This window comes from Ensifer sp. NPDC090286 (genome assembly GCF_044769565.1).
In the GTDB taxonomy this organism is placed as follows: Bacteria; Pseudomonadota; Alphaproteobacteria; order Rhizobiales; family Rhizobiaceae; genus Ensifer.
Genome location: NZ_JBIVYF010000007.1, coordinates 152,228 through 178,656, shown reverse-complemented (window position 1 = coordinate 178,656; position 26,429 = coordinate 152,228). Strand labels below are relative to the sequence as shown.

Genomic DNA, 26,429 nt, shown 5'->3' with positions numbered 1-26,429 from the left:
GGGGTCAAGAAAAACGATTCGGGGTGTCGTGGCCCCTCGTCCCGCTGCCGCGACCTTCTCGCCGTTTTGACCGGGAGGAGGCGCCTTGCTGCTCCCAGTTGGCGTTTACCACCCAACAGTTCGCAGCAGGCTTAGAGCATCCCGCATGCCATAACCGAGCCGGCGCTCAGCCTCATCGAGGCCGAGCCAGAAGAAGCGGAAGCGGATCGGCTCGCCGCCGCCAAAAGGCGTCATTTCCTGATGTATCCAGCTCTGCCGTTGCTCTCCGGTAAGCGCGACGTGAAAATAGTGTCGCCGATGATATATTGTCCTGTCGTCCTTCGGGTAGTGGTAGTCCTGCGTGACGAGATGGGTGAGCGCCTCCGTCGGCGTCAGCCCGGTTTCCTCGACGAACTCTCGCAAGGCCGATGTCTGCGGGCTTTCGCCCGGCTCCATCGTGCCGCCGGGTACCTGCAGCGCGATGTCGGGGAAATCCGGCTCGTCGAAGACCAGCAGGCGGTCCTGCCAGGTGGCGTAGATCAGGACCTTGTGCGCATCCGGGTTCATACGTCGCGGCGGGCCATGAAGGCGAGGCGCTCGAAGAGGTGCACGTCCTGCTCGTTCTTCAGCAGTGCACCATGCAGCTTCGGCAGCATGGTCTTGGCGTCGGCCCTGAGATCGGCCGGATCGACCTCGTCGGCGACGAGCAGGCGGATCCAGTCGAGCGCTTCCGATGTCGACGGCTTCTTCTTCAGCCCCGGCACCTGGCGGATGTCGTAGAAGGCGGCAAGCGCCGCCGACAGCAGCGTCTTGCGGATGCCGGGATAGTGCACCTCGACGATGCGGGCGAGCGTGTCTGCGTCGGGGAAGCGGATATAGTGGAAGAAGCAGCGGCGCAGAAACGCGTCCGGCAGTTCCTTCTCGTTGTTGGACGTGATGATGACGATCGGCCGCTGGCGGGCGGCGATCATCTCGCCGGTCTCGTAGACATGGAACTCCATGCGGTCGAGCTCCTGCAAGAGGTCGTTCGGAAACTCGATGTCGGCCTTGTCGATCTCGTCGATCAGAAGCACCACGCGGCGATCCGCCTCGAAGGCCTGCCAGAGCTTGCCCTTGCGGATATAGTTCCGGACCTCGTTGACGCGCTCGTCGCCGAGCTGGCTGTCGCGAAGCCGCGACACGGCGTCATATTCGTAAAGGCCCTGCTGCGCCTTGGTCGTTGACTTGACGCTCCATTCGATCAGTTCGAGGCCAAGGGCGGCGGCGATCTGGCGGGCAAGCTCGGTCTTGCCGGTGCCGGGCTCGCCTTTGACCAGCAGGGGCCGTTCCAGCCGGATCGCGGCGTTGACGGCGATCATCAGGTCCTTGTCGGCGATATAGTCGGCGGTGCCTTGAAATTGCATGGGCGTCTTCCGGTTCAGCGTAAGTCAGGCGAAGTCATGCCCTATGGACTATCGCATAATGGCTTAAATCGGAATCGTTTTGAGGGCAGGCGTGATCAAGGGGTCAGCCGCGAAGGGCGGTGGCCTCGATCTCGATCAGCATTTCCGGGCGGATCAGGTCGCAGACGATCATCGTTGCGGTCGGGCGGATCTCGCCGAAGACTTCGCCGAAGATCGGGAACACCCGGTCGGCGAAGCTGGCATCGGTGACGTAGTAGTGGTTGCGCACCACATCCTTCATCGAGAAGCCCGCTTCCTTCAGCGCGCCCTCGATCGTCTTCAGGCAATTGCGCGCCTGCTCCTCCACCGTCTCGGGCATGGTCATGGTGGCGTAGTCATAGCCGGTCGTGCCGGAGACGAAGCACCAGTCGCCCATCGCGACGGCACGCGAATAGCCTGCCGTCTTTTCGAAGGGCGAACCCGAGGAGATGAGCTTGCGCGCCATGCTTCTCGCTTTAAGCCCAGGGACGCGAAGCGCCCACCGTCTTTTCGAAGCTGTCGATGGCGGTTGCCTTTTCCAGCGTCAGGCCGATGTCGTCGAGGCCGTTCAGCAGGCAGTGACGCTTGAAGGCATCGACCTCGAACTTGACCGAGCCGCCGTCCGGGCCGGTGATTTCCTGGGATTCCAGGTCGATCGAGAGGATGGCGTTGGAGCCGCGCGAGGCGTCGTCCATCAGCTTGTCGAGGTCAGCCTGGCTGACGACGATCGGCAGAATGCCGTTCTTGAAACAGTTGTTGTAGAAGATGTCGGCAAAGGACGTGGAGATCACGCAGCGGATGCCGAAGTCGAGCAGCGCCCACGGAGCATGCTCGCGAGAGGAGCCGCAGCCGAAATTGTCGCCGGCAACCAGGATGCTGGCGTTCTGGTAGGCCGGCTTGTTGAGCACGAAATCCGGGTTGACCGAGCCGTCTTCGTTGTAGCGGGCTTCGGCGAAGAGGCCCTTGCCAAGGCCGGTGCGCTTGATCGTCTTCAGGTAATCCTTCGGAATGATCATGTCCGTGTCGATGTTGACGACGGGGAGGGGGGCGGCGACACCGGTGAGCTTGACGAATTTTTCCATAACTTCAGGCCTTCGATTTCAGAAGAATGTTGCGCTAGCGTTTAGATGAGTTTTGCGCCGAAATGAAGGAAAATCTGTTCAAATAGGCTTCGCCGGGTGGGTGAAAATGCCCGCCCGGCGAGAGCTTCGTCCGGATTTCGATTGTCTGCAGGGACTTAGCCTGCCTTGACCGGGCTGTTCATGGCCCAGAGAACGCCGAAGGGATCGCGGAGCTGGCCGTAGCGGTCGCCCCAGAACATCACCTCGATCGGCATCACCACTTCGGCACCGGCGGCAACCGCACGGTCCCACCAGGCATCGATGTCGTCGACGGTGAGCGTCAGGGTGAAGGCTTGCGGCTTTTCCAAGGGATGGCCGTATTCCGGATAGGCGTCGGCGAGCATCAGCGAGCTACCGTTGACATAGAGGTGGATGTGCATCGTCCGGCCCTGCTCGTCGAGCGGATGCCGGCCCACTTCCTTGCCGCCAAAGGCGCGCTGGTAGAATTCGGAGGCCTTGGCGGCGCCATCGACCTGAAGATAGGGCAGAAGGCCGTTGAGGACCGGTGCCGGCTGCTGCGTCTGGGTATCCATATCGTTCTCCATCCTGTTTAAAGAGCCAGGACCGTGCTGGCCTGCTTCAAGGACGGACATGGAATGGTCGATCCGACATGGGGTCGAAAAAAAATCGCAGCCGGCTGGATGACAGTTTTCAAGGGACGCCGACAGGACTCGAGCCGATCGTTGATCGGCCCGATTGCAGGGTACCAAGATCGCTGGGGATCGCTTCCGACCGCCGGGAATTAGAGGTCGATGATCGTGCCGCGACCGTCGTTCCAGATGCGCATCTCGCGCTGGCCCTGGGCGGGGCCTGCGGCAGCCGGGCGCACGGTGGCGCGGGCTGGCCTGAAGTTCAGCCGGGTGGCAATGGCGCTGCCGACCACGACGACGGCGGCGATGCCGGCAAGGGCCAGCGCCAGCGAGGCGGTAAGCACAAAGGCCGCGAACGTGATGGTCAGGGCTGCGGCCGTAAAGAGAACAGAGCGAATGCTTTGCATAATCGTCACCTTTCTGATGGCGATGTGGGGGTTCGCCTTCGGACTTGCAAGAGGCAGGCCCTCGAAAGGGGTGCGGCGGTTCGCCTCGTCTTGCGGAACGCGGCAAAGGCGGGCACAACTGAAGCATGAACAAATCGAGCGAACATCACCCGGTACGCCTGCGCCGCTCGGTGCTTTGCGTGCCGGCCGACAATGCCCGCGCGCTTGCCAAGGTCGCGGAACTTGCGACGGATGCTGCGATCTTCGATCTCGAGGATGCGGTAGCGCCCGAGCGCAAGGTGGAAGCGCGTGCGGCGCTGGTGCAGTATCTGACGACAAGCCGGCCGGATTGCGAGATCGTCATCCGCATCAATGCGATCGGCTCGGACTATGGCCAGGGCGATCTTGCTGCTGCGCTTGTGGCCAATCCCGACGCCGTCCTGTTGCCGAAGGTCGAAAGCCCAGCGGATATCCAGGCGGCGGCCGACTGGCTCGACGAGAACGATGCGCCGGAGACGTTGCGCCTCTGGGCGATGATCGAGACGCCGCGCGGAGTGATCAACGCGCCTCTTATCGCCGAGGCCGGCCGCACCTTCAGCGGCAGGCTCGATTGTTTCGTCGTCGGCCTCAACGACCTGCGCAAGGAGACCGGCGTTCCGGATCGTCCGGGCCGGCCCTATCTCATCCCCTGGCTGATGCAGATCCTGCTTGCCGCGCGTGGTGGCGGGCTCGATGTCATCGATGCCGTGTTCAACGATTTTCGCGACGCTGCCACCTTTGACGAAGAATGCCGGCAGGGCCGCGACATGGGCTATGACGGCAAGATGCTGATCCATCCGGCGCAGATCGACCCGGCGAACGAGCGCTTCGGCGTCGAGCAGATCGCCGTCGACGAGGCCCGCGCGATCATCGCCGCCTTTGCGCTCTCGGAAAATGCCGGCAAGGGCGTCATCAATCTCAACGGACGCATGGTCGAGCGGCTGCACCTCTACCAGGCCGTAACGCTTGCCGCCAAGGCGGACCTCATCGAACAACGAAAGACAAGATCTTGAAACTCTACCGCTTCCTGACCGGTCCCGACGACGCCACCTTCTGCCACAAGGTGACGGCGGCGCTGAACCAGGGCTGGAGCCTGCACGGCTCGCCCACGTATGCCTTCAATGCCGATACGCAGCACATGCAGTGCGGTCAGGCGGTGGTCAAGGAGGTCGAGGGCAAGGATTACACCCCGGATATCAAGCTGTCGGAACAGTAGGCAGTTTAGCCCTCTCCTCGGGTTTCACCCGAGGAGTAACCCTCTCCCCGCGGGCAGGGAGAGGGGACGCGACGGACGCTTGGTCATCGCGAATAGTCGGCACGTGAAGCCCGTTTCTGGAATTGGGTATGCAGGCGAGCGGGTGCCGCGCGTTTCCGTCGCCCCGCCTGCGGGGATAAGGTGCCGGCAGGCGGATGGGGCAGCCCTCACCGCGCGATGATCGGCAAATGAAGCGTCAGCCGCCGACGTGCTCGACGCTGGCCTCGATCCGTTCCATGTCGTCGTCGGAGAGGCCGAAATGGTGGCCGATCTCGTGGATCAGCACGTGGGTGATGATGTCGCCGAGCGTCTCCTCGTTCTCCGCCCAGTAGTCGATGATCGGGCGGCGATAGAGGGTGATGCGGTTCGGAAACTGGCCGGTTTCCATGGTGAAGCGTTCGCTGATGCCACTGCCTTCGAAGAGGCCGAGCAGGTCGAAAGGCGTTTCCAGCGCCATGTCCTCGAAAACGTCGTCGCTCGGGAAGTCGGCGACCTCGATGACAAGGTCGGTCGTCAGCTGGCGGAATTCCTGCGGCAGGTGGCCATAGGCCTCCAGCGCAAGTTGCTCGAAAGTGGTAAGCGTCGGTGCGTGGCGTTCCCGCCAATCATCGGTCTGGTCAATGCGGGCCATAGGCACTCCTTGTTGCCCTCCATATAGCGATTTTGCCTTTGTTTTTCGAGTGTTGAATTCCTTGACCACAGGGACAGGAATAAATTCTTAGAATTGGCTGTTGACTCATTTAGGAAGCTCTGGAATCTAATAGAACATAACATGAACATACTGATGGGAGTTGACCGTCATGGCCGACACAGCCGTGCAGCGGGAGACGGTACTTTCGCTCCGAGAAACCATAGCCAGGATCGAAAACCGTCGGCTTCCGGGCGTCGTGCGAGCCGCCAAGGCGGCCGATCCCGGCGGCTTCCGTCAACGGGAAGAAGACGAGCCTGGCCGCAAGGCGCTGGCGCTTGGCGTTCCCGATCTGGACGATCTTCTCGAAGGCGGCCTGCCGCTCGAAGGCATGACGGAAATCCGCAATGCAGAGACGCGCGATGCGGGTGCGGCCGCCGGTTTTGCCGCAGCACTCGGCGTGCTCTGCCAACGGGCGCGGCTTGAGAAGGGAGAGCCGGCGGCTCCCGTTCTCTGGATCAGCCAGTCGATGGCTTCCAACGAGGCGGGCATGCCTTATGGGCTGGGTCTGAAGGCCTTTGGCCTCGATGTCCGCGGCCTCGTCTTCAGCCTGCCGCGCACGATAAAGGATGCGCTCTGGATCGCCGAGGCCGCACTTTCCGTGCCGAGCTTCTGCGCCGTCATTCTCGAAATTCGCGGCAACTCGGCTGCCCTGGCACTCAGCGAGAGCCGGCGCCTGCATGTGCGCTCGCGCGCCGGCCACGTCCCCCTTCTGCTTCTGCGCCAGTCCGGACACGAGGAGGCGAGCAGCGCATTCTTTCGCTTTCTCGTCGAGCCGGCGCCGGCGCGCGAGCGACCGCTACCGGATGGATCGATGCTTCGCGGCAGCATCGGCCATCCCGTCTTTCACGTCATTGCCGAGAAGAGCAGGGCTCCTGCGCCGCTCGGCTTCTTCCTGGAGTGGAACCCCCATGACCGCCGCCTTTACCCCGTCGAGCCCCTACCAGCCGCTGCTGCGGCAGATCCACAACCAGCGCATTCTGTCGCTCGCCTTTCCGCATCTTCCGGCCGATCGGGTCGCGCGCAAGCGCTGGGGGAACTCGTGGCTTTCCCGCGGGCGTCCTGAACACCCGCCCGTCGTCTTCGCCGACAAGGTGAAGAGCGCAATGCGTCTCGTTGCGCTCGATGGTTTTGCTGAAAGGCGTGGGTTTCATATCGGCCAGGGTGTCGCCGAAGCGCGGGCCATGTGTCCCGAGATCGACGTGCTGCCGGCCGATCCCGCCGCCGACCGGGCTCTGCTTGCAGGGCTGGCGGACTGGTGCAGCCGCTACACCCCGCTCGTCGCGCTCGATGGCGACAGCGGCCTCTTTCTCGACATCACCGGCTGCGCCCATCTTCTCGGCGGGGAAAAGGCGCTGCTCGACGATCTGCTCGCTCGCCTTTTCCATCTGGGCGTCGAGGCCCGGGCGGCGATCTCCTCGTCCGCCGGGCTCTCCTGGGCGGTGGCGCGTTTCGGCTCCGACGCTATCCTTGCCGAGGACGAGGCGGCGCGGGCGCTGGCGCCGTTGCCGATGGCAGCACTCCGGCTGCCGCGGGAAACGATCGAAACGCTGGGCCGGGTCGGGCTCAAGCAGATCGGCGACCTCATCGAGGCGCCGCGTGCGCCGCTTGCTCGCCGGTTCGGCGCAACCCTGCTTCTGCGTCTCGACCAGGCGCTCGGGCGCGAGGACGAGCCGCTGTCGCCACGGTTGCCGGTCGCTGCCCTTTCGGCAGAGCGGCGGCTCGGCGAGCCGGTCCAGGGTGAAGACGATATTTTGGGCCTGACGGAAGAACTGGCACTGCGGCTGAAACCGGAGCTGGAGAAGCGCGGCGAGGGCGGACGCCTGTTCGAGCTTCTGCTCTTTCGTGTCGACGGTGCGGTCTTCCGCATCGCCGCCGGTACCTCCTCGCCGCTCAACGATCCGCGGCGCGTCGCCGGTCTTTTCCGCGAGCGCCTGCAGGCGGTACACGACGATCTCGATGCCGGCTTCGGCTTTGAAATCCTCCGGCTTTCGGTGCCGAAGAGCGAAAAATACGAGGTGATGCAGGAGGATTTCTCCGGCACGCCGGATCGCGTGCGTCCGCTTGCCGCCTTCGCCGATCGGGTCATGGCGCGGTTCGGCGCAGAAAGCCTCATGGTGCCGGCGCTCTCGGAAAGCCACGTGCCGGAGCGGGCGGCAAGCTTCCGGCCGCTCACGGACCTGGCGCTGATCGGCAAGGTTGAGGAATCGGCTGGCAACATTCCGGCGCCCCTGCTTGCCGCCGCCGCCCGGCCGCAGCGGCTCTTTCCAAGTCCCGAGCCGGTGGAGGCGGTTGCCGAGGTGCCGGAGGGGCCGCCGAGAAGCTTTCGCTGGCGGCGCACGCTGCACCGTATCGCGCGCGCCGAGGGGCCGGAGCGGATCGCCGGCGAATGGTGGCTCGACGGCGAGCCGGCGCTGGAGCGCGATTACTTCCGAGTGGAGGACGATAGCGGCCGGCGGTTCTGGCTGTTTCGCGAGGGTCATTATGGCGCGAGCGCTCCGCCGCGCTGGTTCATGCATGGAGTCTTCGCATGAGCGACGTTGCCCCCTATTTCGAGATCGGCGCCTGGTCGAATTTCTCCTTCCTCGAAGGTGCCTCCCATCCGGGCGAGATGGTGGTTGCGGCGAGCCGCCTCGGTATTGGCGGCCTCGGCATTGCCGATCGCAACACGGTCGCCGGCGTGGTGCGCGCCCATGCGCAGGCCAAGGTGGAAAAATCAGCCTTTCAGCCCGGTGCGCGGCTCTCCTTTGCCGAAGACCTGCCCGACGTGCTCGCCTATCCCCTAAACCGCCGCGGCTGGGGCAATCTCTGCCGGATGCTGAGTGCCGGAAACCTGCGGGCCAAGAAGGGCACCTGTACGCTCTACGAGGCCGATCTCATCGAATGGGGCGAGGATCTGCTGTTTGCGGTGCTGCCGGGTCCTGTCATCGGTGCGCCGGAGGCAACCCTGCTTGCCGATTTCCTCAAGCGGCTGAAACCGCATTTCGACGACCGGCTCTATCTGGCGCTGGTGCCGCGTTATGACGGCTTCGACCAGCTTGCCTTTGCCGGGCTCGCGACCATTGCCCGCCATGCCTCCGTCAAGCTCGTCGCCACCAACAGTCCGCTGTTCCATGCCGCCGATCGACGGCCGCTTGCCGATGTCGTCACCGCCATCCGCGAGCATGTGACGATCGCCTCGGCAGGCTATCGGCTGCACGCTAATGCCGAGCGGCATTTGAAGACGCCCGCCGAAATGGCGCGCATTTTTCGCGACTATCCGGAAGCGATTGCCAATACCGGGCATTTCTTTGGACGCCTGAAGTTCTCGCTGTCGGATCTCGAATATCAATATCCGGATGAGAGCATTCCGGGCGAGACGCCGACGCAGACCCTGCGGCGGTTGACCATGGAAGGCGCACGCGAGCGGTATCCCGGTGAGATCCCCAAGAAGGTGTCGACGCAGATCGAGTACGAGCTCGAACTGATCGCCAGCAAGCGTTACGAGCCCTACTTCCTGACGGTGCGCAATATCATGCAGTTTGCGCGCAGTGCTCATATCCTGTGCCAGGGTCGCGGCTCGGCGGCCAATTCCACCGTCTGCTATTGCCTGCGGATCACCGAAGTCGATCCGCTTTCGACCACCCTGCTTTTCGATCGCTTCCTCTCGACCGAACGGGACGAGCCGCCGGATATCGACGTCGATTTCGAGCACGAGAAGCGGGAAGAGGTGATCCAGCACATCTACCGCACTTACGGCAAGGAACATGCGGGGCTGACGGCCGCCGTCATCAGCTACCGGGCGCGTTCCGCCGGCCGCGAGACCGCCAAGGCTTTCGGGTTCTCGGAAGACGTGCAGTCGGCGCTTGCCGGCGCGGTCTGGGGCTGGTCGGTCGCCGATCTGTCGGAGCGCGAAGCGCAGGCCGCCGGTCTCGATACGAAGGACCCGACGACCGTGAAGGTGCTCGACTACGCCACCGAACTGATGAGCTTCCCGCGACATCTCTCCCAGCATGTCGGCGGCTTTGTCATGACCCGCGATCGGCTCGACGAGGTGGTGCCGATCATGAACACGGCGATGCCCGACCGCTACATGATCGAGTGGGACAAGGACGACCTCGACACGCTGAAGATCCTGAAGATCGACGTTCTGGCGCTCGGCATGCTGACCTGCATCGCCCGGGCCTTTGACCTGCTCGACCGGCATTACGGCGAGCGGAAGAACCTGCATCAGCTCTTCAAGGATCATCAGGACGCCGTCTACGACATGATCTGCCGGGCCGATACGATCGGCGTCTTCCAGATCGAGAGCCGGGCACAGATGAGCATGTTGCCGCGGCTGAAGCCGAAGAAATTCTATGACCTCGTCATCGAGGTGGCGATCGTCCGACCCGGACCGATCCAGGGCAACATGGTGCATCCCTATCTGAAACGGCGGGAGCAGCACGCACTCGGCATTCCCATCGAGTATCCGAGCAAGGAACTGGAGCTCGTTCTGGAACGGACGCTTGGCGTGCCGCTCTTTCAGGAGCAGGCGATGCAGATCGCCATCACTGCCGCTGGCTTCTCACCCAGCGAGGCCGACCGGTTACGGCGTGCGATGGCGACCTTCAAGCGCACCGGGACCATCCATACCTTCCACGAGAAGATGATCGAGGGCATGGTCACGAACGGTTATGACAGGGACTTCGCCGAGCGTTGCTTCAAGCAGATCGAAGGCTTCGGCGAATACGGCTTTCCAGAAAGCCATGCCGCGTCTTTCGCGCTGCTCGTCTATGTCTCCTGCTGGCTGAAGACCTATTATCCCGATGTCTTCTGTGCTGCGCTTCTGAACTCGCAGCCGATGGGCTTTTACGCGCCCGGGCAATTGGTGCGCGATGCGCGCGAGCATGGAGTCCGGGTGCTGCCCGTCGACATCAACCACTCGGTCTGGGATGCCGATCTCGAAGATGGGGGCCTGGATCGAAACGCCATCGAACCGCGGCATCGCGAGATGCAGGATGTGATCAGGACGACGAAAGCGATGCGTCTCGGCTTCGGCTCGATCAAGGGGCTGAAGCAGGAGGAGATCGAGGATAAGCTCGTCGCCAACCGGGGCGCCGGTTACGCAACGGTGCGCGATCTCTGGCTGCGGTCGGGGCTATCGCGTTCAGCGCTCGAAAGGCTTGCCGACGCGGATGCTTTCCGCTCGATCGGGCACGATCGTCGCGAGGCGCTTTGGGCGGTGAAGGCTCTGGATGAAAAGAGTGCGGCCGAGCGGCTGCCGCTTTTCGAGGGGGCTGCGAAAGAGGAGTTGCGGCCGGAGCCGGCGATGGTCCTGCCGGAGATGCTGGCGGGCGAGCAGGTGATCAACGACTACCGCTATCTCTCCTTCTCGCTGAAGGCGCATCCGGTTTCCTTCCTCAGAGATACGCTTGCCGCACAGGGGATCGTGCAGAGCCGCATGCTTGCGACCGCCCCGGTCGGGCGGCGGGTGACCGTTGCCGGGCTGGTGCTCGTCCGCCAGCGCCCGGGTTCGGCCAAGGGCGTCATCTTCATGACGATCGAGGACGAGACCGGTGTTGCCAATGCGATCGTCTGGCCGAAGGTGTTTGCGACCTATCGGCCGGTGGTCATGGGCGCGCGTCTGGTCAAGATCCGCGGCCGGCTGCAGCGCGAAAGCAGCGTCATTCATGTAGTCGCCGAACACATCGAGGACATCACGCCGATGCTCGGGCTGTTGCGTAAGGAGGCGCGGCGGTTCGGCGCAAGCGAGCGTGCCGACGAAGCACTGAGACCGACCGGTGACGCGCGCATGAAGCGGGCGCAAGGCGACCAGCGCCTACCGATGCCCCGCCACTCCGGCAGCAATTCCAGCAATCCGGATCGGTCGACAGCCGAGGTGGCCGACGTGATGCCGAAGGGGCGCAATTTCCATTGAAAGGCTCCGGCTGGGCTCAGCCGCCTCTCAAAGTGAGTGGGGCTGTCTGGGGAAGCGTTGCCGGGTCGCCGGAAGGATTCCATGGAGTGCTTCCGGCGCAGGTCACGGGCAGGGTTTCCCGCGGTCGCGATCGGAGGTGTGTAAAAATGTCGCAGGCTGCGCGCCTCGTGACCCATTCAGGGTTTGCAAGATCAGTCGCTCAGGAATCTCTAAAATTCTGAAAAGGCGAAGTTTTTTGTCAAGTTTAGAGTCGTTCTAATCCACCCGCAACTTCCGCTCGCGGAGTTTTTAGTTGACACTAAATGTCCTGTTTTGCTTTATGCGCTGATACAGGGCGTTGCGTACGACAGGCGAGACGACATGCTGGTTTGCAGCTGCAATTTCATCACGGAAAAAGAGATCGAGGACACGATCATTGGTCTCCTCGACGAGGACTGTTGGCAGCTGATCGTGCCGGCGAAAGTCTACCACGCGATGGAAAAACGTGGCCGTTGCTGCGGCTGTTTCCCCAATGTCGTCGACATCATCATCCGCACCACCGAGCAATATCACGCGCACCGCGACTCGACGGACGCAGAGATATTTGATTTCATGACCCGCCTCAGACAATTCCACGACGACAACCGGAGGGCGGATCTTGAAAGGCGACAAAAAAGTCATCGAGCAGCTTAACGAAGCGCTCTATCTCGAACTCGGTGCCGTCAACCAGTATTGGCTGCATTACCGCCTCCTCGAAGACTGGGGCTATACGCTTCTCGCCAAGAAGGAGCGGGCCGAATCCATCGAGGAGATGCAGCATGCCGACAAGCTCGTCGCGCGCATCATCTTCCTTGAAGGCCATCCCAACCTGCAGACGGTTGCGCCGCTGCGCATCGGCCAGAACGTCAAGGAAGTGCTGAAGGCGGACCTCGCCGGCGAATACGACGCCCGCACCGCCTACAAGAAATCCCGCGACATCTGTCATGCCGCCGGAGACTATGTCTCCATGAAGCTCTTCGAAGAGCTGCTCGCTGACGAGGAAGGCCATATCGACTTCCTCGAAACCCAGCTCGAGCTGCTCGACAAGATCGGCGAAGAGAAGTACGGCCAGCTCAATGCGTCACCTGCCAACGAGGCCGAAGCCGACTGAGCCTGGTGAAAGCCTAGAAATACAAAGGCCGGCGATCTCGCCGGCCTTTGTCGTTTCAGGAGCGCGCAGCGCCGGTTCACGGCGCCAGATGCGTGAAAGCTGCGACCACTTCCTCGTAGACCTTGCGCTTGAACGGCACGATCAGCTCCGGCAGGTCGCGCATCGGTTTCCATTCCCAGGCGTCGAACTCCGGTTCGTGCCCGCCCGGCGGCGGGTTGATGGCGATCTCGTTTTCCTCGCCTTCGAAGCGGAAGGCATACCAGCGCTGGGTCTGGCCACGATACTTGCCCTTGAGGCCGATGCCGATCAGGTGTTCGGGCAGATCGTAGTTGATCCAACCGGGCGCTTCCGCAAGCAGCGAGACGGTGCTCATGCCGGTCTCTTCGTAAAGCTCGCGATAGGCCGCCTTCAGCGGATCCTCGCCCTTGTCGATGCCGCCTTGCGGCATCTGCCATTGCTGCGGCGAACCGTCATATTCGGAATTGCCGACGGCGATGCGATGGCCGGCCCAGACAAGGCCCGACCGGTTCAGCACCATCACGCCCACACAGGGGCGATAGGGAAGGTCGTCCGCCTTCAGTTTCTTGTCCTTGCTCATCGGCTGCCTCTTCTTTGCAAACGTCGATTGGTCCCGTCGGGACGGCTTTAAGCTAGTTCTGTTGCGGATCCTTGACGAGCGCGGAAACGCCGACGATCTCGATGCCGCGGGCCTGCGCCTCGCTGACCCAGGAGGCAATCGCGCCGACGCTTTCGTCAAAGGCGGAAGCGACGCCGATGGCCGTCCCGTTGCGGCGCGCGATGCGCTCGAGTTCGTCGAGCTTGCGCAGGATCGCGCCGCGGCTGAGTTCGCTGTCGAGCGTCAGGTCGGCAAAGCCGTGCGGCACGTCGAAGGCGCCGGCAAGCTTGCCGGAGAGCGATTGCGCCGAGGTCCCGTCGTCGAGGAACAGCAGGCCGCGCTTGCCGAGATCGCGCATGACCGGCTCCAGCGCATCGGCATCGGACAGGAAGCGGCCGCCAAGATAATTCATGACGCCGGTATAGTTGGTGATCTCGGCGAGGTTACGGTGCAGTTCCGCGAGGTTCTTCTTTTCGCTGAGGCCGACGCGCAGCGCATTGGGGCCGGGATCGTTGGCCGGATAGTCGAACGGCTCCATCGGCAATTGCAGCAGGATCTCGTGGCCGCTCCGACGCGCTTCCTGCATCCAGCGCTGCAGGCTGTTTCCGGCGGTGGCAAAGCCGAGTGTCACCTCGCCCGGCAGGTCGCGGATCGCCTTCTGGGTTCCCGTCTGGCTGAGGCCGAGCCCGCCGACGACAAGTGCGATGCGCGTGCCGCGCGCACCCGACCAGGGGCGTGCATATTGATCGAGCGGCCGCAGACCGTCGGGGCCGATGATCGGCAGGCGCCCGGCGGGGCTTTCTTCCAGCAGGTCGTCATTGGGCATCGCCGCCATGCGCGGATCCTGGCCGCGGATCGGACCGACATTGATCAGCGCCGGACCCTTGCCGTCGCGGCTGCGCGGCGAGAATGTGGTGACGGTGGAGCCGTCATCGGTGAGCGTGTGCTCGACATCGGCGCCGGAATAGGCCGTTCCCGGCGTCATCGTTCCGGAGCCGACGCCCGTCCGGCCGCTTTCCGGATTGGATGCCTTGTCGCCCGGGCTCTTCGCCTTCTCGGCGGTTGCGATCGGCAAGCCGGAATCACGCCGCAAACCGTCCGGCGAAAGCGTGTTCCAGGCGGAAAGGCCAATCACCGCGGCGATGCAAAGGCCGGCAAGAGAAAACCCGAGCAGCCGCCGGGGATTGCGCTTCGACGCTGGCTTAGCCCGCCGGTTCTGGCCGAGCGGTGCATTGAGATCAGTTCCCAAAACGGAGCCTCGGTCGAGCTGTGGGATGTTGCCGCTGGAGTGAGGCCGGCGCCAGGACGCGTGCCGATCCTCTCCCGTCGCACGCCGTATGCCTTCGAAGAATCAGTGGCCGCGGCAGCGCTTGCTAACCCTATAATTTAGTGGCGAAGGCTTGACCAGTGCATCGGCCGGCCCAGCTTTGGGGCCAAACGCAAAGCGCCGCATGTTCGGGTGAACATGCGGCGCCTTGTTTCGTGTCTGTCAGGCTTACTTCTTCAGCTGCGCCTGTTCGGGGCTCGCCGGGAAGGACGGGTCCGTCTTCTTGCCGCGCAGAAGGTCGAGCGCGTAGTTCAGCTGCAGGTCGTCCTTGGTTTCCGGCGGAACATAGGCGACCGAGCCGGAGCCTTCGTCGGTCTCGCTCTGGCCCTGGATGTGGCCGCGCAGATCGGACTCGCCCTGAGCCTCGACCTTGCCGAGCAGTTCCGGCGGAAGCGGCTGTTCGACCTTGATGTCGGGCGTGATGCCCGTGCCCTGGATCGATTTGCCTGACGGCGTGTAGTAGAGCGCGGTCGTCAGACGCAGCGCACCGGCTTCGCCGAGCGGGATGATCGTCTGGACCGAACCCTTGCCGAAGGAGCGGGTGCCGAGCACGGTTGCGCGCTTCAGGTCCTGCAGGGCGCCGGCGACGATTTCCGACGCGGAGGCAGAGCCGCCGTTGACCAGCACGATCACCGGCTTGCCATCGGTCAGGTCGCCCGGCGTGGCGTTGAAGCGGCGGGTCTCGTCCGGGTTGCGGCCGCGGGTCGAAACGACTTCGCCGCGCTCCAGGAAGGCGTCGGAGACGTTGATCGCCTGGTCGAGCAGACCGCCCGGGTTGAGGCGCAGGTCGAGCACGTAGCCCTTCAGCTTGTCGGCCGGCACTTCCGCCTTGATCTTCTCGATGCCCTTCTTCAGGTCGTCATAGGTCTTTTCAGTGAAGGATATGACGCGCAGGTAGCCGACGTCGCCTTCGGTGCGGAACTTGACCGCGCGAACGGCGATGACGTCGCGGACGATCGTCAGTTCGATCGGCTTGTCCGCGCCCTTGCGCAGGATCGTCAGCTTGATCGGGGTGCCGATGGCGCCGCGCATCTTTTCGACCGCGTCCTCGAGCTTCAGGCCGCGAACGTCCGCGCCGTCGATCTTGGAAATGAAGTCGCCGGCAAGCACGCCAGCGCGCGCTGCGGGCGTGTCGTCGATCGGGCTCGTGACCTTGACGAGGTCGTCTTCCATCGTCACTTCGATGCCGAGGCCGCCGAATTCACCGCGGGTCTGGGTGCGCATGTCCTCGGCGTCAGCCGAGTTCATGTAGCTCGAATGCGGATCGAGCGAGGAAAGCATGCCGTTGATGGCGTTCTCGATCAGCTTGTCGTCCTGCGGCGGCGTCACGTATTGCGCCCGCACGCGTTCGAACACGTCGCCGAAGATTGCCAGTTCGCGGTAGGTCGAGGTGTTGGCAGCGACGGCCGGAACGACAGCCGAATAAACGACGCCCATCGCGGTCGCGCCCATCAGCGCCCCGACCAGAACAAGTGAAGCCCTACGTATCATTTCGCGCCTTTCCAACCTCTGCTGCGGTCCACCAAGGTCGGGAATCAACCGGTTTTCCGTCTTTTCGGAATTCAATGTAAAGCGTCGGCCGGTCCGTTTCCAGCGCCAAGGCCGCAGCGCTCGCCACTCTTTTTGCGCCCATCGTCGCCAGCGGTTCTCCGGCCACGACGAACTGCCCAGTCTGTACGCTCACCTTCTCCATCCCCGAAAGCACGACATGATAGCCGTCGCCCGGGTTGAGAATGATCATCTGTCCATAACTGCGGAAATTGCCTGCATAGACGATCCAGCCATCTGACGGCGCGGTCACCAGCGCGCCGGGATTGGTTTCCAACATGATCCCTTGCAGGGAGTGCCCCGTGCCGTCTGCATCGCCGAATTTGCGCAACAGCGATCCCGCAGCCGGATAGGCAAGCTTGTTCCTCAGCTCCGAAAACACATATGCGGGCGCAATGCGGTTTTTGTCAGGCACCGCGTTGCGGGCCAGTTCCCGCGCCGCTTCGCGCTCGGCCTCGCTCATGCGCCGGCGTTCTTCCTCCTGCGCGCGCGCCGCCTCGGCGGCCTCGCGAACGGAGGAGATCTGATCCTCGAGCGAGCCGATCAGGCCCTGGAGATTGGTCGCCTGCGAGGCAAGCTCCTGCGCCTTGCGCTGTTCGGCGGCAAGCTCGGTGGCGCTCGACTGACGCAGCTTCTCCTTCTCGGCGACCAGCATCGACATGCGGCGCTCTTCCTCGACATTGGCGGTCATTGCCGCCGTCAGGTCTTCGCGCTGCCGGTCGATGCCGGCGCGGATATCGGCGAGCGCCTTGAGGTCGGCCACCAGGTTCTCGGTTTCCTTGCGCAGGCCGGGCACGACGGCGCCAAGCAGGATGGCGCTGCGCACGGAGCCGAGCGCATCCTCGGGCGTCACCAGGATCGCCGGTGGCGGGTTGCGCCCCATCCGCTGCAAAGCGGCGAGCACCTCGGCAAGCACACCGCGGCGGGAGCGCAGCGAGCGGCGGACCGTATCTTCCTTGGTTCTCAGGTCGCTCAGCTTCTTCTCGCCGTCGACGATCTGCTGCTCGAGATCCTGGCGCTTCTTCGCGGACTCGACGATCGCGGCGCGCAGCGCCTCGTTGGTCTTGTCGATCTCGGCAATGGTTTCCGTCAGCGCATTGGCGCGCTCCTGGGAAAGCGTAATGGTCTTCGACAGCGCATCCAGTTCGCTGCGCGTGCTGTTGCGGCGAAGCGTGAGGTCGGCGGCGGGGTCGGGTGGCCCCTGTTCCTGACCGGTCGTGGCGGCGGGGGGCGGCGTGGCCTCCTGGGCGCTCGCCGGCAGGCCGATTGCAAGCGCAAGCGCAAAGGCCGCCGCTTTACGGGCAAGCCGTCCTGCGTCGTCTCTTCCCATGCCGAAAACGCTGGTCCTGCCTCGGGGCGTCATCCGTTGCGTACGTCCATCCGAAAATATGAGGAAAAAACCTAATCTGATTTGGCGCGCACGACCAAGCATATTCTCGTTATCGCCGCGTGTAGCGGGTGGGGAATCCGGCACGGCAGTCCCGTCGCTTCAGACCCGATGATAGGGGTGACCGGAGAGAATGGTGACGGCGCGGTAGAGCTGTTCGGCGATCAGGATGCGCACGAGCTGGTGCGGCCAGGTCATCTTTCCAAGGTTGAGCACCGCATCGGCGCGGGCGTGGAGGCTCGGATCGAGGCCATCGGCGCCACCGATCGCGACCATCAGGTCGCGCTTGCCGCTGTCGCGGAACGTTCCGAGAAGCGATGCGAAGCCTTCCGAATCCAGCGCCTTGCCGCGTTCGTCCAGAAGCACGAGCAGGCTGCCTTCGGCCAGCGCCTTTTCGAGCTGTGCGGCTTCCTCGCGTTTGCGCGTCTCGGCGTTCGAAGCGCGGCTTTCGTTGACTTCGACGACGCGGGAAAGCTCAAGCCCGATCGCTGGACCGGCCTTGGAGAAGCGATCGAGATAACGGGCCGCAAGATCCTTTTCCGGCCCCGCCTTGAGGCGGCCGACTGCGAAAAGTCCGATACGCATGACCTTGTCCGTCCTCGCTACTGCATGTTTCCTTCAGCGTTCTTTGCGCGTCCGATAAGACGCGCGGCGCTGTAGTGCTGCAACGCGCACTGCATAGTTCCTGAAATCGGGTCGATTCAAGGAGAATCTTATGCCGCGTTCCTGGAGCCTTGCAGCGCCGCTGCGCGCCTTGTCCGGTTGACGGGCCTGAAAGTTACGATCAGTCGCAACAAACATCCGGCTGACAACGCCGCCCGAGGCGGCGCCAGCCCTTCACATTCATGCATGACCGCAACTCGGCTCGTCCGGCATTTAGCTGCGCGGCGACCCGGTCGGTCTCAATGCAAGGTGCCGTCCTCGATCTCGGGAGCCGCCCACATCTTCTCGATGTTGTAGAACTCCCGGATTTCCGGCCGGAAGATGTGAACGATCACATCACCGGTGTCGATCAGCACCCAGTCACCACCTTCCAGACCTTCGACACGGGCATTGCCAAAGCCCCCGTCTTTCAAGTCGGTCGTCAGGTGATCGGCTATGGCCATCACATGCCTGTTCGATCGCCCGGAGACAACGACCATGAAGTCTCCCAGCGCCGACTTACCGGCAATGTTGATGCTGACGATATCTTCTGCCTTCGAGTCCTCTAGGCTCTCGAGGACCAGTTGAAGCGCACGGACAGCGGCTTCGTCGCTAGATCCCGTGCTGCGCGGGAATGCGGTAACCGCATATCCCTTGGCGTGTGCTGTTGTCAGGGTCTTTCCTTTCCACATGAACAGAACAGGCACTTTCGATTCGAACAAAGATCGAACCGTCCATGAATGTAGGCATCAAACCGTAGCTGTTTCAAGACAGCAGAACTGAATCCTAGGAAATCATACTCCACCGGCGGCGCGCAGCGCCGTCGAACTCATCGATGAGCGCGGTCCATGGATGAAGGTCCAGGCGGGCGCGCGGTGGAAGGGGAGGCGCCGCGCATCGTCCTCGTCGATGCGGGCATAGTCGAAGGTTTTCGCCATGCGCGAGGAGAGATAGGCGAGCGTCGAGCCCGGCCGATCAATGACGGCGATCGGGAAGGTGCGGGCGATCTTCTGCCAGTTCTGCCAGCGGTGGAAACTTTTCAGGTTGTCGGCGCCCATGATCCAGACGAAGCGAATGTCGCGGTTTCGCGCCTGCACGATCTCGAGCGTGCGGGCGGTATAGCTCTGCCCAAGCGCCTTTTCGAAAGCGGTCACCTTGATGCGCGGGTTACGCGCGATCTTCTCGCTCATGGCGATTCGGTCGGCAAGCGGCGCGAGATTGTTGTGGTCTTTCAGCGGATTGCCGGGTGTGACCATCCACCAGAGCTGGTCGAGCCCGAGCCGCTGGATCGCTGTGTCGGCAACAAGCACATGGCCTTCGTGCGGCGGATTGAAGGATCCGCCGAAAAGGCCGACCACCATGCCGTCTTCGACATGGGGCATGCGCAGATAGCGGGCGTTGACCTTGCCCGCCGTCACCTCAGGGCCTGACCTGTCCAGCACCACGCACCCGATACTTGAAGGAGGTCAACTGTTCGACGCCGACCGGGCCGCGCGCATGCATCTTGCCCGTGGCGATGCCGATCTCGCCGCCCATGCCGAATTCGCCGCCATCGGCAAACTGGGTCGAGGCGTTGTGCAAGAGGATCGCGGAATCGATTTCCGAGAAGAAGCGCTCGACGACCTGCGGGTCTTCGGCAATCACCGCTTCCGTATGCGCCGACGACCAGGTGGTGATGTGTTCGATCGCGCCCGAGATCCCGTCGACCAGCTTCACCGAGATGATGGCGTCGAGATATTCCGTGGCCCAGTCCTCGTCCCTGGCGGCCTTCAATCCGTCGACGGTGCCTGCGAGTTCGTCGGAGACGCGCACTTCGCAGCCCGCTGCCAACAGCGCGTTCAGCAACGGCTTGACCAGCCGGTCGGCGTCGTTGCGGTCGATCAGCAGCGTTTCGGCAGCACCGCAGATACCGGTGCGGCGCATCTTGGCATTGACGACGATCTTCTCCGCCATGGCGAGATCGGCCGAGGCGTCGACATAGATGTGGCAGAGTCCTTCGAGATGGGCAAAGACCGGCACGCGCGCCTCGTTCTGGACGCGAGCCACCAGGCTCTTGCCGCCGCGGGGAACGATGAGGTCGATCGTGCCGCCAAGACCCGAAAGCATGGCGCCGACGGCGGCGCGGTCGGCGACCGGCACCATCTGGATCGCGTGTTCGGGCAGACCGGCAGCCTTCAGCCCCTCGACCAGGCAGGCGTGGATCGCGCCCGAGGAATGGAAGCTGTCGGAGCCGCCGCGCAAGATCACGGCATTGCCGGCCTTGAGGCAGAGCGCGCCGGCGTCAGCCGTCACATTGGGCCGGCTTTCATAGATGACGCCGATGACGCCGAGCGGCGTGCGCACGCGCTCGATATGCAGTCCGTTCGGGCGATCCCATTCGGCAATCACGTCGCCCACCGGATCCTTGAACTCGGCAATCGCACGAATGCCGTTCGCCATGTCGCGGATGCGGCTTTCGCTCAGCGTCAGGCGGTCGATGAAAGAGGCGGCGACGCCGCTTTCGCGGGCGTTTTCAAGGTCGATCGCATTAGCGGCCAGGATCGCGTCCGTGCGGGCGACCACCGCGTCGGCCATGGCGATCAGGGCGGCATGCTTGCGTTCGGCGCTGGCGATGGCGAGTGGTCGGCTGGCGGCCTTGGCGTTGCGGCCGATCTCCAGCATGACGCTTTCGACGTCTTGCCTGTTCTTCACCTCGTCAAGCATGGACTTCATCCTTCCGGCTGCTCTCGGCCTCAGCGCGTTTTCCGGTCATCACCATGTCGTCGCGGTGCACCATGGCGGCGCGGCCGGCATAGCCGAGGATCGCGGCGATCTCGGCCGATTTCTTGCCGGCGATCTGGCGGGCCTCGTCGGCATCGTAGCCGGCAAGACCACGGGCGATCTCGCGGCCGGAGGTGCCGAGAATGGCGATCGTGTCGCCGCGGCTGAAGCTGCCCGTCACGTCACGGACGCCGGCGGGCAGCAGGCTCTTGCCAGAGCGCAGCGCCTCTTCGGCGCCGGCATCGACGCGGAGCGTTCCGGCCGGCAGCAATTGCCCGGCAATCCAGGTCTTGCGCGCGGTCACCGGCGAACCTGATGGTGCGAACCAGGACGAGCGGGCACCGTCTTCGATCGCCGCAAGCGGATGGTCGGGCTTGCCCGACGCGATGATCATGGCGCAGCCGGCGGTCGTGGCGATCTTGCCGGCGTCGATCTTGGTGCGCATGCCGCCGCGCGAAAGCTCGGATGCCGCACCGCCGGCCATCGCCTCGATTTCGGGCGTGATCTCGGCGATCGTTTCGAGGAAGCGGGCGTTGGGGTCGAGATGCGGCGGGGCCGTGTAGAGCCCATCGATATCGGAGAGCAGCACCAGCAAATCGGCGCCGACCATGGTGGCGACGCGGGCGGCGAGGCGATCGTTGTCGCCATAGCGGATTTCCGTGGTGGCGACCGTATCGTTCTCGTTGATGATCGGCACGGCGCCGAGCTTCAGCAACTGGTTGATGGTGGCGCGGGCGTTCAAATACCGGCGGCGTTCTTCGGTGTCGCCCAGCGTCAAAAGCACCTGGCCGGCGACGATGGCGTCGGTCGAAAGGCTCTCCGACCAGGCGCGCGCCAGCGCAATCTGGCCGACGGCGGCGGCGGCCTGACTCTCCTCCAGCTTTAGCGCACCTGCCGGCAGGTTGAGTACGGTGCGGCCGAGCGCGATTGCGCCCGAGGAGACGACCAGCACTTCGACGCCCTTGGCCTTGAGGCCGGCGATGTCAGCGCACATGGCGTCGAGCCAGGCTTTCTTCAGCCCGGTGGCGCGGTCGACCAGCAATGCCGACCCGATCTTGATGACGACCCGGCGATACTTCAAAAGCGGCTTGCGGGTCTTGGTCATCTCAGAGGTTCTCCTCGCCGAAGCCTTCACCGGCCTTGGCGGCGACGATGACACTGCGCAATGCCCGCAACGCTTCGGTCATGCCCTTGCCGACCGCGGCGGACAGCAGCAGGGGCTGCTCTCCACAGGCCTTCGCCAGTGCCTTGGCCTTCACCTTCAGTTCGTCCTCGTCGAGCACGTCGATCTGCGACAGCGCCACGATCTGCGGCTTGTCTTCGAGGCCGCCGCCATAGGCTTCGAGCTCGTGCCTGACGGTCTTATAGGCCTTGGCGACATCTTCTTCCTGGGCGGAGACGAGGTGCAACAGCACGCGGGTGCGCTCGACATGGCCGAGGAAGCGGTCGCCGATGCCCACACCTTCATGCGCGCCTTCGATGAGGCCCGGAATGTCGGCGATGATGAATTCGTTGCCGTCGATGGTGGCGACGCCGAGATTGGGATGCAGCGTCGTGAACGGATAGTTGGCGATCTTCGGCCGCGCGCGGGTGCAGGCAGCAAGGAAGGTCGACTTGCCGGCGTTCGGCAGGCCGACGAGACCGGCATCGGCGATCAGCTTCAGCCGCAGCCACAGCGTCTTCTCGTCACCTTCGAGGCCGGGGTTGGCCCAGTTCGGCGCCTGGTTGGTCGAAGACCTGAAATGAGCGTTGCCGAAGCCGCCGTTGCCGCCGGCGGCCAACCGGTAGCGCTGGCCTTCAGCGACCATGTCGACGATCAGGGTCTCGTTGTCTTCTTCGAAGATCTGGGTGCCGACCGGCACCTTCAGCGTCACGTCGTCGCCGCCGGCGCCGGTGCGGTTGCGGCCCATGCCGTGCTGGCCGGTCTTGGCCTTGAAGTGCTGCTGGTAGCGGAAGTCGATGAGGGTGTTGAGGCCGTTGACGGCCTCCACCCAGACATCTCCGCCACGGCCGCCGTCGCCGCCGTCCGGTCCGCCGAACTCGATGAACTTCTCGCGCCGGAACGAGACGGCGCCTGCGCCACCGTCGCCGGAGCGGATATAGACTTTCGTTTCGTCGAGAAATTTCATTGGGCTGCCATCTGTTCGGTGTAAGTGCGCGGTCTTAGAAAGTGTTACAGCGACCTTGCAGGTCCTAAAGGATGCGCGGCGCTGTAATTTGCCGCCATCGATATAGGCGGTTTATTCGGAGGTCAAAGAATATCGTGCGGTTCGTCAGCTACAACATCCAATACGGCATCGGCCTCGACGGCCGCTTTGATCCCGAACGTATCGCCGCTTCGATCGGGGACGCCGACATCATTGCGCTTCAGGAAGTGACGCGTGGCTTTCACCGCAACGGCCATGTCGATCTCGTCACCCGCTTCGAAAAGCTGTTTCCGGGCCATTTCTCCGCCTTCCATGCGCCCTGCGACATCGACGTCGGTTCGGCGATCGAGGATGGACGCGCCGTCAGCCGCCGCTTCCAGTTCGGCAACATGATCCTGTCGCGCTGGCCAATCCTTGCGACGAGGCTCATCCCCTTGCCGCGCACCCGCACGATCAGTCCGATGAACCTGCAGCGTGGCGCGACCGAAGCGCTGATCGCAACGCCCGGCGGACCACTGCGGGTCTATTCCGTGCATCTCGATCATGTGCTTCCGGCCGAGCGCATCGCCCAGATCCGCTACCTGAAGGACCGCCTGCTCGGTTATCCGCTCGAGGGCGGGGCGATCACCGGGGCGGCCGACTTTGGTATGGCCGAGCCACCGCATCCGGAGGACTTCGTCGTCATGGGCGATTTCAACATGGAGCCGGAGACGCCGGAGTATTGCGCCATGGTGGGCTCGCGCGACGCCTACTACGGCCGCTCGCTGCGGCTTGAAAATCCTGTCGATGCGCTCGCCCATCTCGGCCGCCTGACGCCTGAAAGCTATAGCTGGATCCATCCGGAAAACCCCGAAAAACGCATGCATCTCGACTATTGTTTCGTAAGCGCGGGCCTTGCGTCCCGTCTCTCCGATGCCTGGACCGACTATGAGGCCAAGGGTTCCGACCACCTGCCTGTCGGTTTCACGCTCGCATGACAAAAAAGTCCCCGCGAAGCCCGAGCATCGCGGGGATGTTCTTCTTTAGTGCGGACGGCGCAGATCCGCGGCGGTCAGCCGCGTCTCGATATGGGCGACCATGGCGTTGCGCGCGAGCGCATAGACCTGGGTGCAGCCGGTGATCTGGAAGCCGATCTTCTCCTGCACCTTCAGCGATCCCGGATTGTCGGCAAAGACGCCGGAATGCAGGGTCGTTTCGGGCATGCGGCGGAAGAAGCGCTCGACGGCCGCATAGGCCGCCTCCGAGGCAAAGCCCTTGCCCCAGTAGAAGCGGTTCAGCCAGTAGCCGACATGCCATTGGCCGTGGCGGAGCTCGATGCCGACACAGCCGATATGCACGTCGTCGCCGGTGGTGACGGCGAAGGTCCAGTCGGGCGTCAGCCCCGAGGTCTGCGCCGTCAGCCAGTCGAGTGCGTCCTGCTGATCGTAGGGCGCGGGCACGCGCGCAAGCATGCGCGCCACCTGGAAATCGCCGAGCGACTGGGCGATCGCCTCGGCGTCGTTCCGTCGGTGCGGGCGCAGGACCAGGCGCTTGGTCTCTATGATCGGGCAGGGGCCGGGACCGGGGCGGGCAACGACCCGCTGGCGTTCGGAAGCGAGCGCGTTCATCGCATGCCTCCCCAGCTTCTCAAGGAGACCCAGGTCTTGCGGTCGAGCCGGTACCATTCGACTGAAATCGAGCCGCCGAGCGCCAGGCTGCCGACCATGCCGCTTCCCTGGAACTGGAAGCCGCACTTCTGGATGACTCGGCGCGACGCGAGGTTCATGACGCGGCAGCGCGCATCGATCTGGTCGATATCACGGGTGCGGAAGGCCATGTCGGTCAGGACCTGGGCCGCCTCGGTGGCATAACCCTGGTTCCAGTAAGGCTCGCCCAGCCAGTAGCCGAGTTCCGCCGTCTTGCCGTCGGGATGCGGTTCGATACCGCAGCAGCCGAGAAATGCGCCATTGTCCGCTTTGGTAATCGCGTAGACGCACTTGCCAATCGTGCCGGCTTTCGCGCGTCGCACGAAGTCGGCGGCGTCGGCCGTCGTATACGGGTGCGGCATGCGCGAGACCATGGTCGCGACATTGGCATTGTTGGCAAGATGGGCAAGGGCGTCGATATCGTCTTCATGGGGGGCGCGCAGAACGAGCCGGGGTGACAACAATATCGGGCAATCGGTCCTTGACCGTTGGGGCCGCAGCCTCTGCTCGGGAGACCGGGATTGGTCTTCCCTCAACAACTCGGTTTGCATGGTTTCCTCCAGAAACGAAAAAGGGGAGTTGGGTATTGCCCCATCTCCCCTTTGAAGTCTGGCTTGGAACCATCAGGTGCGTCAGCCGGGTCGATGAGACGCCGGCTGTTTTAGAGCGCTACCGGCTTATTCCGCTGCTTCGGCTTTCGGCATTACAGACACGTACACGCGGCCATTGGCCTTCGTACGGAAGTTCACGTTGCCGGCCGTAAGTGCAAAAATCGTGTGGTCCTTACCGAGGCCGACATTGGCGCCCGGATGCCACTTGGTGCCGCGCTGACGCAGAATAATGTTGCCGGCGATGACCTGCTCGCCGCCGAACTTCTTCACGCCAAGGCGCTTGGACTCAGAATCGCGACCGTTACGCGACGAACCGCCAGCTTTTTTGTGTGCCATTGGTGTTCTCCTTTAAACCTTAGATCCAGGAACTCAGTTTGCAGCGGCTTCAGCGGCAGCTTCAGACTTCTTCGAAGCCTTCTTTGCCTTGCCACCGGCAGCAGCGATGTCCAGGATGCGGACGGTCGTCTGGTGCTGGCGGTGACCGCGCGAGCGCTTGGAGTTCTGGCGGCGACGCTTCTTGAAGGCGATGACCTTCTTGGCGCGACCCTGCTCAACAACTTCAGCGCTGACTACGGCGCCTTCAACGAACGGAGCACCGATGGTTGCATCGGCGCCAACGCCGACCATCAGGATCTCGGTGAATTCGATCTTGTCGCCTGCAACGCCTTCCAGCTTTTCGATGGTGAGGACGTCGTTGGCGGCCACGCGGTACTGCTTACCGCCGGTCTTGATGACTGCGAACATTTTTTATCCTTTCATGTTCGATCCGGCTCTCTGCCCGAAGACAAGGCCGTCTTTTTCTCAGTCGACAGTTGAGTGGATCTCCTTTTCGGATATCCACCGGTGAATGGGCGCAAATCACACCCGATGCGGTGAGCTAGGCCACACCACTTCATTGCGCGGATTACAAGGATTTGCACAGGTGTGTCAAGGCGAAAGCAACGGGGCCGTTACATATTCTTCAAACAAGGCCCTTGCCAGCACCCGAATCTGCCGCTATGAACCCGACCGCGCCGAACAAGCGCCGACCAGCAAAGCGGAGAGGTGGCTGAGTGGTCGAAAGCACCGCACTCGAAATGCGGCGTACGGGCAACCGTACCGTGGGTTCGAATCCCACCCTCTCCGCCATGCTGAACTCCGGTTTCGGAGTTTTTTGATGCCTCTGCGGCAATCTCCTTTGTTCTTGAATATGTCGTTCT

General features: G+C 63.4%; 29 protein-coding genes and 1 tRNA gene. 9 read left to right on the top strand and 21 right to left on the bottom strand.

Annotation, left to right across the window (positions count from 1 at the left end; translation table 11 throughout):
• Positions 1–105: 105 nt before the first annotated feature.
• The 6 genes from ACIQUG_RS29790 to ACIQUG_RS29765 form a co-directional block, all read right to left on the bottom strand.
• Positions 106–546, bottom strand: coding sequence for an NUDIX domain-containing protein (locus ACIQUG_RS29790; RefSeq protein ID WP_402325851.1), 441 nt, complete (start codon positions 544–546; stop codon positions 106–108).
• Entirely contained in the window at positions 543–1,382 is an 840-nt protein-coding gene (locus ACIQUG_RS29785) for an AAA family ATPase (protein ID WP_402325849.1), read from the bottom strand. The genes ACIQUG_RS29790 and ACIQUG_RS29785 overlap by 4 nt, the downstream gene beginning before the upstream one ends.
• A 103-nt stretch (positions 1,383–1,485) precedes the next feature.
• Positions 1,486–1,866 carry a RidA family protein gene (locus ACIQUG_RS29780; RefSeq protein ID WP_402325847.1) on the bottom strand — a complete coding sequence of 127 codons (381 nt, stop codon included), beginning with the start codon at positions 1,864–1,866 and terminating at the stop codon, positions 1,486–1,488.
• Between the two features lie 10 nt (positions 1,867–1,876).
• Positions 1,877–2,482 carry a 3-isopropylmalate dehydratase small subunit gene (leuD, locus tag ACIQUG_RS29775; RefSeq protein WP_402325846.1) on the bottom strand — a complete coding sequence of 202 codons (606 nt, stop codon included), beginning with the start codon at positions 2,480–2,482 and terminating at the stop codon, positions 1,877–1,879.
• Positions 2,483–2,637: 155 nt separating this feature from the next.
• On the bottom strand, positions 2,638–3,054 hold the full coding sequence (locus ACIQUG_RS29770; RefSeq protein ID WP_402325844.1) for a VOC family protein: 417 nt from the start codon (positions 3,052–3,054) through the stop codon (positions 2,638–2,640).
• 209 nt (positions 3,055–3,263) lie between these two features.
• Positions 3,264–3,518 (bottom strand): hypothetical protein, encoded by a 255-nt coding sequence (locus ACIQUG_RS29765; protein WP_043620010.1) that lies wholly within the window; start codon positions 3,516–3,518, stop codon positions 3,264–3,266.
• A 125-nt stretch (positions 3,519–3,643) separates the two neighbouring features.
• On the opposite strand from ACIQUG_RS29765, the gene ACIQUG_RS29760 reads away from it, so the two are divergent.
• Positions 3,644–4,549, top strand: coding sequence for an HpcH/HpaI aldolase/citrate lyase family protein (locus ACIQUG_RS29760; RefSeq protein WP_402325842.1), 906 nt, complete (start codon positions 3,644–3,646; stop codon positions 4,547–4,549).
• On the top strand, positions 4,546–4,752 hold the full coding sequence (locus tag ACIQUG_RS29755; protein ID WP_043620008.1) for a DUF1737 domain-containing protein: 207 nt from the start codon (positions 4,546–4,548) through the stop codon (positions 4,750–4,752). Before ACIQUG_RS29760 ends, ACIQUG_RS29755 begins: the two co-directional genes overlap by 4 nt.
• A gap of 235 nt (positions 4,753–4,987) precedes the next feature.
• On the opposite strand, the gene ACIQUG_RS29750 is transcribed toward ACIQUG_RS29755, so the two are convergent.
• Positions 4,988–5,422, bottom strand: coding sequence for a metallopeptidase family protein (locus ACIQUG_RS29750; protein ID WP_043620007.1), 435 nt, complete (start codon positions 5,420–5,422; stop codon positions 4,988–4,990).
• Positions 5,423–5,591: 169 nt separating this feature from the next.
• On the opposite strand from ACIQUG_RS29750, the gene ACIQUG_RS29745 reads away from it, so the two are divergent.
• The 5 genes from ACIQUG_RS29745 (at position 5,592) to bfr (ending at position 12,507) form a co-directional block, all read left to right on the top strand.
• Complete coding sequence (locus ACIQUG_RS29745) at positions 5,592–6,545, top strand: ImuA family protein (protein WP_402325840.1); 954 nt, start codon at positions 5,592–5,594, stop codon at positions 6,543–6,545.
• Positions 6,430–8,013 (top strand): DNA polymerase Y family protein, encoded by a 1,584-nt coding sequence (locus ACIQUG_RS29740; RefSeq protein WP_402326060.1) that lies wholly within the window; start codon positions 6,430–6,432, stop codon positions 8,011–8,013. Before ACIQUG_RS29745 ends, ACIQUG_RS29740 begins: the two co-directional genes overlap by 116 nt.
• Complete coding sequence (locus ACIQUG_RS29735) at positions 8,010–11,378, top strand: error-prone DNA polymerase (RefSeq protein ID WP_402325839.1); 3,369 nt, start codon at positions 8,010–8,012, stop codon at positions 11,376–11,378. Before ACIQUG_RS29740 ends, ACIQUG_RS29735 begins: the two co-directional genes overlap by 4 nt.
• 360 nt (positions 11,379–11,738) lie before the next feature.
• Positions 11,739–12,050, top strand: a complete 312-nt coding sequence (locus ACIQUG_RS29730; protein ID WP_034803108.1) for a (2Fe-2S)-binding protein — start codon at positions 11,739–11,741, stop codon at positions 12,048–12,050.
• A complete protein-coding gene (gene bfr / locus ACIQUG_RS29725; protein ID WP_043620003.1) occupies positions 12,016–12,507 on the top strand; it encodes a bacterioferritin in 492 nt (163 codons plus the stop codon). Before ACIQUG_RS29730 ends, bfr begins: the two co-directional genes overlap by 35 nt.
• Before the next feature lie 76 nt (positions 12,508–12,583).
• On the opposite strand, the gene ACIQUG_RS29720 is transcribed toward bfr, so the two are convergent.
• The 10 genes from ACIQUG_RS29720 to obgE form a co-directional block, all read right to left on the bottom strand.
• Positions 12,584–13,105, bottom strand: coding sequence for an RNA pyrophosphohydrolase (locus ACIQUG_RS29720; protein ID WP_402325838.1), 522 nt, complete (start codon positions 13,103–13,105; stop codon positions 12,584–12,586).
• A 52-nt stretch (positions 13,106–13,157) separates the two neighbouring features.
• Positions 13,158–14,372: a divergent polysaccharide deacetylase family protein gene (locus ACIQUG_RS29715; RefSeq protein ID WP_402325837.1), complete on the bottom strand. Its 1,215-nt coding sequence runs from the start codon at positions 14,370–14,372 to the stop codon at positions 13,158–13,160.
• Positions 14,373–14,618: 246 nt separating this feature from the next.
• Positions 14,619–15,941, bottom strand: coding sequence for a S41 family peptidase (locus tag ACIQUG_RS29710; RefSeq protein WP_043619997.1), 1,323 nt, complete (start codon positions 15,939–15,941; stop codon positions 14,619–14,621).
• Complete coding sequence (locus tag ACIQUG_RS29705; protein ID WP_402325836.1) at positions 15,931–17,328, bottom strand: murein hydrolase activator EnvC family protein; 1,398 nt, start codon at positions 17,326–17,328, stop codon at positions 15,931–15,933. The genes ACIQUG_RS29710 and ACIQUG_RS29705 overlap by 11 nt, the downstream gene beginning before the upstream one ends.
• 159 nt (positions 17,329–17,487) lie before the next feature.
• Positions 17,488–17,970, bottom strand: coding sequence for a 23S rRNA (pseudouridine(1915)-N(3))-methyltransferase RlmH (gene rlmH / locus ACIQUG_RS29700; RefSeq protein ID WP_043619993.1), 483 nt, complete (start codon positions 17,968–17,970; stop codon positions 17,488–17,490).
• A 317-nt stretch (positions 17,971–18,287) separates the two neighbouring features.
• Positions 18,288–18,719, bottom strand: a complete 432-nt coding sequence (rsfS, locus tag ACIQUG_RS29695; protein WP_034802667.1) for a ribosome silencing factor — start codon at positions 18,717–18,719, stop codon at positions 18,288–18,290.
• Between the two features lie 102 nt (positions 18,720–18,821).
• Positions 18,822–19,409, bottom strand: a complete 588-nt coding sequence (locus ACIQUG_RS29690; protein WP_402326059.1) for a nicotinate-nucleotide adenylyltransferase — start codon at positions 19,407–19,409, stop codon at positions 18,822–18,824.
• A gap of 37 nt (positions 19,410–19,446) precedes the next feature.
• Positions 19,447–20,730 carry a glutamate-5-semialdehyde dehydrogenase gene (locus tag ACIQUG_RS29685; protein WP_402325833.1) on the bottom strand — a complete coding sequence of 428 codons (1,284 nt, stop codon included), beginning with the start codon at positions 20,728–20,730 and terminating at the stop codon, positions 19,447–19,449.
• Positions 20,723–21,892, bottom strand: coding sequence for a glutamate 5-kinase (gene proB, locus ACIQUG_RS29680; protein WP_402325831.1), 1,170 nt, complete (start codon positions 21,890–21,892; stop codon positions 20,723–20,725). Before proB ends, ACIQUG_RS29685 begins: the two co-directional genes overlap by 8 nt.
• 1 nt (position 21,893) lies before the next feature.
• Positions 21,894–22,916: a GTPase ObgE gene (obgE, locus tag ACIQUG_RS29675; RefSeq protein ID WP_043619985.1), complete on the bottom strand. Its 1,023-nt coding sequence runs from the start codon at positions 22,914–22,916 to the stop codon at positions 21,894–21,896.
• 134 nt (positions 22,917–23,050) lie between these two features.
• Here obgE and ACIQUG_RS29670 point away from each other — a divergent pair, with 134 nt between their 5' ends.
• Entirely contained in the window at positions 23,051–23,911 is an 861-nt protein-coding gene (locus ACIQUG_RS29670; RefSeq protein ID WP_402325829.1) for an endonuclease/exonuclease/phosphatase family protein, read from the top strand.
• A gap of 45 nt (positions 23,912–23,956) precedes the next feature.
• Here ACIQUG_RS29670 and ACIQUG_RS29665 read toward each other — a convergent pair whose 3' ends face one another.
• The 4 genes from ACIQUG_RS29665 to rplU all read right to left on the bottom strand — a co-directional run bounded on the left by ACIQUG_RS29665 (position 23,957) and on the right by rplU (position 25,974).
• A complete protein-coding gene (locus tag ACIQUG_RS29665; protein WP_402325827.1) occupies positions 23,957–24,541 on the bottom strand; it encodes a GNAT family N-acetyltransferase in 585 nt (194 codons plus the stop codon).
• Positions 24,538–25,170 carry a GNAT family N-acetyltransferase gene (locus tag ACIQUG_RS29660; protein WP_043619979.1) on the bottom strand — a complete coding sequence of 211 codons (633 nt, stop codon included), beginning with the start codon at positions 25,168–25,170 and terminating at the stop codon, positions 24,538–24,540. The genes ACIQUG_RS29665 and ACIQUG_RS29660 overlap by 4 nt, the downstream gene beginning before the upstream one ends.
• Before the next feature lie 126 nt (positions 25,171–25,296).
• Positions 25,297–25,566, bottom strand: a complete 270-nt coding sequence (gene rpmA / locus ACIQUG_RS29655) for a 50S ribosomal protein L27 (protein ID WP_043619976.1) — start codon at positions 25,564–25,566, stop codon at positions 25,297–25,299.
• A 33-nt stretch (positions 25,567–25,599) separates the two neighbouring features.
• Positions 25,600–25,974, bottom strand: coding sequence for a 50S ribosomal protein L21 (rplU, locus tag ACIQUG_RS29650; protein WP_034802644.1), 375 nt, complete (start codon positions 25,972–25,974; stop codon positions 25,600–25,602).
• Between the two features lie 294 nt (positions 25,975–26,268).
• On the opposite strand from rplU, the gene ACIQUG_RS29645 reads away from it, so the two are divergent.
• Positions 26,269–26,358: transfer RNA gene (locus ACIQUG_RS29645), tRNA-Ser, on the top strand.
• Positions 26,359–26,429 lie beyond the last annotated feature (71 nt).

Bases quoted from the DNA above. Each gene is read 5' to 3' on its own strand.
- ACIQUG_RS29730 (WP_034803108.1), top strand. From the start codon at position 11,739: ATGCTGGTTTGCAGCTGCAATTTCATCACGGAAAAAGAGATCGAGGAC.
- ACIQUG_RS29780 (WP_402325847.1), bottom strand. From the start codon at position 1,866: ATGGCGCGCAAGCTCATCTCCTCGGGTTCGCCCTTCGAAAAGACGGCA.
- rplU (WP_034802644.1), bottom strand. From the start codon at position 25,974: ATGTTCGCAGTCATCAAGACCGGCGGTAAGCAGTACCGCGTGGCCGCC.
- ACIQUG_RS29660 (WP_043619979.1), bottom strand. From the start codon at position 25,170: ATGCAAACCGAGTTGTTGAGGGAAGACCAATCCCGGTCTCCCGAGCAG.
- obgE (WP_043619985.1), bottom strand. From the start codon at position 22,916: ATGAAATTTCTCGACGAAACGAAAGTCTATATCCGCTCCGGCGACGGT.
- rlmH (WP_043619993.1), bottom strand. From the start codon at position 17,970: ATGCGTATCGGACTTTTCGCAGTCGGCCGCCTCAAGGCGGGGCCGGAA.
- ACIQUG_RS29760 (WP_402325842.1), top strand. From the start codon at position 3,644: ATGAACAAATCGAGCGAACATCACCCGGTACGCCTGCGCCGCTCGGTG.
- ACIQUG_RS29690 (WP_402326059.1), bottom strand. From the start codon at position 19,409: ATGCCCCATGTCGAAGACGGCATGGTGGTCGGCCTTTTCGGCGGATCC.
- ACIQUG_RS29745 (WP_402325840.1), top strand. From the start codon at position 5,592: ATGGCCGACACAGCCGTGCAGCGGGAGACGGTACTTTCGCTCCGAGAA.
- rsfS (WP_034802667.1), bottom strand. From the start codon at position 18,719: ATGTGGAAAGGAAAGACCCTGACAACAGCACACGCCAAGGGATATGCG.
- ACIQUG_RS29710 (WP_043619997.1), bottom strand. From the start codon at position 15,941: ATGATACGTAGGGCTTCACTTGTTCTGGTCGGGGCGCTGATGGGCGCG.
- ACIQUG_RS29705 (WP_402325836.1), bottom strand. From the start codon at position 17,328: ATGGGAAGAGACGACGCAGGACGGCTTGCCCGTAAAGCGGCGGCCTTT.
- ACIQUG_RS29765 (WP_043620010.1), bottom strand. From the start codon at position 3,518: ATGCAAAGCATTCGCTCTGTTCTCTTTACGGCCGCAGCCCTGACCATC.
- ACIQUG_RS29665 (WP_402325827.1), bottom strand. From the start codon at position 24,541: ATGAACGCGCTCGCTTCCGAACGCCAGCGGGTCGTTGCCCGCCCCGGT.
- leuD (WP_402325846.1), bottom strand. From the start codon at position 2,482: ATGGAAAAATTCGTCAAGCTCACCGGTGTCGCCGCCCCCCTCCCCGTC.
- rpmA (WP_043619976.1), bottom strand. From the start codon at position 25,566: ATGGCACACAAAAAAGCTGGCGGTTCGTCGCGTAACGGTCGCGATTCT.
- ACIQUG_RS29785 (WP_402325849.1), bottom strand. From the start codon at position 1,382: ATGCAATTTCAAGGCACCGCCGACTATATCGCCGACAAGGACCTGATG.
- ACIQUG_RS29735 (WP_402325839.1), top strand. From the start codon at position 8,010: ATGAGCGACGTTGCCCCCTATTTCGAGATCGGCGCCTGGTCGAATTTC.
- ACIQUG_RS29720 (WP_402325838.1), bottom strand. From the start codon at position 13,105: ATGAGCAAGGACAAGAAACTGAAGGCGGACGACCTTCCCTATCGCCCC.
- proB (WP_402325831.1), bottom strand. From the start codon at position 21,892: ATGACCAAGACCCGCAAGCCGCTTTTGAAGTATCGCCGGGTCGTCATC.
- ACIQUG_RS29685 (WP_402325833.1), bottom strand. From the start codon at position 20,730: ATGCTTGACGAGGTGAAGAACAGGCAAGACGTCGAAAGCGTCATGCTG.
- ACIQUG_RS29770 (WP_402325844.1), bottom strand. From the start codon at position 3,054: ATGGATACCCAGACGCAGCAGCCGGCACCGGTCCTCAACGGCCTTCTG.
- ACIQUG_RS29750 (WP_043620007.1), bottom strand. From the start codon at position 5,422: ATGGCCCGCATTGACCAGACCGATGATTGGCGGGAACGCCACGCACCG.
- ACIQUG_RS29790 (WP_402325851.1), bottom strand. From the start codon at position 546: ATGAACCCGGATGCGCACAAGGTCCTGATCTACGCCACCTGGCAGGAC.